Source organism: Sporolactobacillus terrae DSM 11697 (assembly GCF_000648615.1).
Classification (GTDB): domain Bacteria; phylum Bacillota; class Bacilli; order Bacillales; family Sporolactobacillaceae; genus Sporolactobacillus; species Sporolactobacillus terrae.
Genome location: NZ_JFZC01000076.1, coordinates 1 through 5,478, shown reverse-complemented (window position 1 = coordinate 5,478; position 5,478 = coordinate 1). Strand labels below are relative to the sequence as shown.

Here is a 5,478-nt window from a genome sequence, read left to right as displayed (position 1 = left end):
CGTTTAAGAATATTAGGTTTCATAAATAAAAGGTATCACAGTCATATTCACTGCGATACCCCCAAAATCATATACTTTCTTTACCTGTGAGAAAAACCAAGCTGTGCTTGGTCCTTTATCTCCAGCCATGTGCGATGGACTCGTGTCTTATCAGTGCTGAATCACCGCTCCGATTGCTCGCTTTCCACGGGTGCACCGGAGCCTCCTCAGACAAACAGAAATCTGCGGGGTCTCGTCTCGCCTGGCACGCATCAACTAAACGCGATCCCGCTGGCGCCAGAGCCCCTCCGCTTTGATTCTTAGCCAAGACAAGGGTCTATTGGCTTGAAGACAGGGCAAAATCCTATACTTTCTTATCCTGCGAGAAAAGCGCTACTTTCCCGGCTCAAAGCCAGCCGTTGTCTTGAGCTTTTTTCGCCGCTTCCATGCGTAAACCTGCGTTCAATTTTTGCATCGCTGTTGATAAATAGTTGCGTACTGTGCCTTGCGAAAGAAATAAAATATCGGAGATTTGTTTGGTGGTATGGCCGGATAATACGAGACGCAAACAATCGCACTCACGATCCGTTAAAGGATTTTCTTCAGAAAAATAAAAGGATGCTGCAAGTTCAGGACTGATGAATTTTCCGCCTTTGTCGATCAACCGTAAATGATCCATCAAGTCATTAATCGGTTCGTCCTTCAATATGTAACCGGAAACATTTGCTTTCATCGCACGTTCAAGATATCCAGGACGTGCGAAAGTTGTTACAATGACTACTTTACATTGGCTCTTGCAATTCTTCAGTTGCTCCGCCAAATCCAAGCCACTCATACCTGGCATTTCGATGTCAGCAATAACTAGATTTGGTTGTGTTTCCTCTATAAGCGCCAGCGCTTTATCACCGTTATCCGTTTGTCCAACGACCAAAAAGTCCTCTTCCATATCAAGTAATTGGACAAGCGCTCCACGCAGCATGCCTTGATCCTCTGCAATCACGATTCGCATGTGCCGGCTTCCACCTTTCTCTTCTTCAGTGGCAATTGAAATCGTAGTGTAGTCCCTGGTTCTTTTTTAACGAACTCAACAGATCCACCGATCAACATCATTCGTTCCTGCATGGTATGCAGTCCGTTTCCCGCTGATCCATCTCCCTCAAAGCCAACGCCATCATCGTCAACCACAAGACAAAATTTCTGATTTTGAACCATAATTTTAATCGTACATCGTTTTGCATCACTGTGCCGGGCAACATTCGTAACGGCTTCTCGGAGCGCAAGACTCAGCATTGTCTCACTTTTTGTTCCAAGTTGCGGCCAACTTTCTGGAGAATCTACCGATACCGATATTCTCTTGTTTTGAAGAAACCGCTTCGTATCATCGAGTTCTTCCTGCAAAGATCGATATTTAATTGAAGTAACAAGTTCTCGTGTCTGCCGCAGTGCTGTCCGGGTAATCGCTTCAATTTCAGACAGTTCCAGTTTTGCTTGATCACTTTCTTTGTCCATGAGTCGCGTGGCCAATTCACATTTGAGGATAACCATGGTCAATGTGTGCCCCAATGTATCGTGGAGATCACGTGCAAAACGATTTCGTTCCTGTTCTTTAACCAAGCTCACAATCTGTTCATTCGCTTGATTTAATTGATGATGCAACTTCCGCGTTCGTTCATATAAAAATACGGCAATGGGAATAACGGCCTGAATGATAAAAAGAATGAACTGGTATTTTCTAATGAAAGCAATCGGAGAACCGTCAGAAATTGCCGAGACAATGATGTAGACAAGCGTGAGACTGACGATGCCCAATACTAAATCTCTTACACGTTCAATATAACCGAACAAAAATACGAAGCCAAGGCCATAAAACATCATCGATGGGTCGATAATGACACTACTCACACACAGCGCCGCCAAACAAATCTGAAAATGGATGAGTAATGCGCTGTGGTCGAGCCAATACATCTGTCGGAAGACATAGATCAGAATGATTCCTGCCATTACTGTGATCATTCGATTCGTCAAGTGATCGACGTGCAAGGCATTATAAAAAAATTGTGGAAAAATAATCAGCATCCAGAGATAGGGATAGGGCCCAACCGATTTTGGAAAGAGTTTCATATAAGCACCTCCATCTCGTCGATTCATTCAGTTCTGCAGCGGATTAAATCATTAATGCACGCCTTAAGAAAGGGTAATTTACTTTTCTTTGCTTCCTTAATCCAATTGTCCTGATCTTCGCATAGCACAATTTGACCGTGAGCGAGTACATGAATCTGAAAATGAGAGAAGTACGCCACGTCCTCAATTTGATGCGTTGCAATAAAAATTGTTTTTTTCTTCCTTTTATTAAGCATTTGTATTTGTCTGAGAATTTGATTGGCAGAATAACGATCGACTCCAGCAGTTGGTTCATCAAACAGATACAGGGATTTATTAATCAGACAATAGAGTAATATTGTGATCCAACGGCGCTCGCCCGGGGACATTTTACCATATTGCATCCTCCAAAGATATGCAATTTTTCGTACTGAGTCCGGATCATTGCCCAAGAGAGGTTCAAAGAGCTTCGGAGTTATATCCTTCAAATGATACTGTCCACTTGAGCACAGAATTAATTCAGCGAGAGATTTGCCATTAATCGTACTAAGAATGGGGACCCCTTGTATTTGATATAAAATATCCTTAATCGGTACCCTATCGTTCATTTCAGCATCGGTTTTAACTAAATCAGACACAATATCAAAAAGTGTTGTTTTTCCCTCTCCATTCATCCCGATCAAAACATTAACTTTCCCAGGAACGATGGATAAGGACAGATTGTCAAAGATTAGCTTATGGTTTTTAGGGTAGTTGTAAGTTAAATGTCGAATCTTCATCATACTCACCTCAATTTCTAAAGATTGGCAGGATTTTCATATTGATGATTGAAACGAAACCGATGATTAAGTAAATACAGGATATCAATAGCAAGAGCAGCCAAGATACCGGTGGTGCATCATTTGAAGATAGAAACGATAAAAAGGTCAAGCCAACATCAAATGCATAATTCATTGGATTAGTAAGGAGCAGTAAAACGTTGAAGAAGGTAGTCGTACCTGAAAAATGATTCAGAGTAATAATAAGGAAAAAGAATATAAGCAAGTTAACAATGGGTTGAATGGTTTCCTGCCGAAACGGTAGTGCAGCAAAAAGCAAAAACAGGCTGTAAACAGGAATAACGCAAACACAGATCATAACAGCGGTTATTCCAATGAGTGTGCCGAACGGTAACGAGAAAAGGATACTTGCAATCAAGTCGAACAGTACAGCAGACGCGGTCAGCACAATCAGATGCGAAAAGAACCGTGCCATAATCACTTTCCATTTGTTTCTGGAAATAAAGAGGAACATTTTTAAAAATTGCTCTTCACGCAATCGTACGAGTGCAGATCCGCTATCCATCAATGCATAGAGTACAATCATGTAGCTGATCCAAAAGATGATTAGTTCTATCGTTTCTTTTTGTTCAGGATGTCGAAAAATATATTTGCGTAATGAATAAATGATCGATACAAGCGGCACGCCAAAACTGAAAATAAAATTGACTTTATAGTACACCATTACACGTAAAAAATGTTTTGTCATTGGAAAAAGAGTCATAAGCTTTCCTCCATCACTTCACTCGATTAAATAATCATGAGCTTCTATAATGAAGTTTACGTCACACGCTTCCCTACAACTAGTTCCAGTAATCATAAAAAGGGAATGACACCTGTCATCTTTTTTGTAGCGAAACAGCCGCGATCCGCCTCACTCATCGTTCTGAAAATACAAAAAGCACGAGAATAAATATTCTCGCGCCTAACTTTTTCTATATGGTAATCGAACAAATGAACCTTCAATTAAGGATTCTGCGTACAACACCGCTGAATTTAGACTTCCAATAAGGATTGCTCATGCTCACAATGGCAACACCAGTACTGCTTTGGGAACCGATAAAACGACCGCCGCCAAGATAAATACCGACATGTCCGTTGGTTTTATACGTATTAAAGAAAACAAGATCGCCAGGTTGCGCGCTGCTAAAGCTGACTGCTCGTCCCTGACTTACTAGCGCACCGGTACTACGTCCAACTCCGACTCCATTGGCTGCAAATGCTGCATGGACAAAACCGGAGCAATCAAATTGTCTTGCTGAAGGATTCGAAGCGCCAAATACATAAGTTGAACGACCAATAAACTGGTTTCCGTAATTGAGAATACCAGAAATACCGCCGGTAGCGACGGATGCGGACAAACCAACCGATTGACTTTGACTGGAATCCGAGTCGTTTGAAGCCCCTCCATTGCGCGTTGCTTTATCTGCCGATTTTGTCGTTGATGACTCATTTGACCCCGAATTATTTGAGCTTGACTCATTTGAATCCGAAGCATCTGAACTCGATTTGGAAACCGAGTCGTTTGAAGTGGAATAAGAAACAGGCTTAACGGCCGCACGTTTCAAGTCTTCCGCCGCACTTGCCAAGGATGCAAGTTGTGCGGATACACCGTCTTGTTTGCTTTCTAGCGCTTTGGCCGCAATCTTTTTCTGATCTTGGAGAGCAACAACTTCAGCAAGCGTTTTTTTCATTTTTTCCAATTGAGCAACGTTAGCTGCCTGCTTTTTTTCGATACTTTCCTTTTTCTGATTTACAGCAAGTTGATCATTTTTTTGATCTGTAATGATCTTTTGATCTTGATTTGTAATGGTTGTCAATGCGACCGTTCGATCAATAAAGTCACCAAAGTTTTTTGAACCAAATAACACATCGATGTAGTTTACTGAACCGCCGTTCTTATAGATGGAAACCAAACGATCTTTCAGGATATCTTTACGTTGTTCAATGCGTTCGTTTATCTCAGAGATCTCCGCTTTCAGCACACCAATTTTATCATTTGTTTTGTTGATTCTAGCTTGCCCGTCACTAATTTGACTTGTGAGGTTCAATTGCTTCTTATTCATTGCATCCAATTCGTTTTGAATCTTCTTCTGCTGCTTCGTCAACTGCGCTTTCAATGATTGCTGTGCCGCAGTTTTACTATTAATTTCTGCAAGATTTGGTGCTGCATATGTAACATTTGGTGCTAAAGTAGAGTATGTCAGTCCGAACGTCAGTGCCAGTGTCACGGTCGCTTTCTTCTTGTCCATTTTCATGATCGGCCTAGTTCCTCCCCAAAACAATAGATCTCTTTGTTCTATTTTCTGTTGTTCATTATTGTTTCATTTCATCTGTTCTATCGACTTTTTTATTATAGCACCGTCATATTCCGAACAGATATTAAGCTTATATGTCGTAATGAAACACAATTGTAATATAAGAACGATTTATCCCGAAATCGTTCTTTTTTCAGAGAAAAGCGTTTGACTTCCCTGTATATATAAGAAAAACCGGGCAAAATACGCCCGGTCCTTACTTCCGCCTTCCATTCGGGCTTTGTTCATCACCTTGTGCACAAACGACACTCCAGCTGCTCGCT

5 protein-coding genes are annotated in these 5,478 nt (G+C 41.4%); all 5 read right to left on the bottom strand.

The genetic code is table 11. The annotated features are described in order from the left end of the window. Positions 1–385: 385 nt before the first annotated feature. Positions 386–988, bottom strand: coding sequence for a response regulator transcription factor (locus AA84_RS0113705; protein WP_028977672.1), 603 nt, complete (start codon positions 986–988; stop codon positions 386–388). After that, positions 976–2,100: a sensor histidine kinase gene (locus AA84_RS18450; RefSeq protein WP_051578044.1), complete on the bottom strand. Its 1,125-nt coding sequence runs from the start codon at positions 2,098–2,100 to the stop codon at positions 976–978. The genes AA84_RS0113705 and AA84_RS18450 overlap by 13 nt, the downstream gene beginning before the upstream one ends. A 23-nt stretch (positions 2,101–2,123) precedes the next feature. Further along, positions 2,124–2,858 carry an ATP-binding cassette domain-containing protein gene (locus AA84_RS17975; protein ID WP_051578040.1) on the bottom strand — a complete coding sequence of 245 codons (735 nt, stop codon included), beginning with the start codon at positions 2,856–2,858 and terminating at the stop codon, positions 2,124–2,126. A 10-nt stretch (positions 2,859–2,868) separates the two neighbouring features. Further along, complete coding sequence (locus tag AA84_RS0113690; protein ID WP_028977671.1) at positions 2,869–3,621, bottom strand: hypothetical protein; 753 nt, start codon at positions 3,619–3,621, stop codon at positions 2,869–2,871. A gap of 238 nt (positions 3,622–3,859) precedes the next feature. Beyond that, the gene (locus AA84_RS0113685; RefSeq protein WP_028977670.1) at positions 3,860–5,155 is read right to left on the bottom strand and encodes a C40 family peptidase; all 1,296 of its coding nucleotides are present in this window, start codon (positions 5,153–5,155) and stop codon (positions 3,860–3,862) included. Positions 5,156–5,478: the final 323 nt, after the last annotated feature.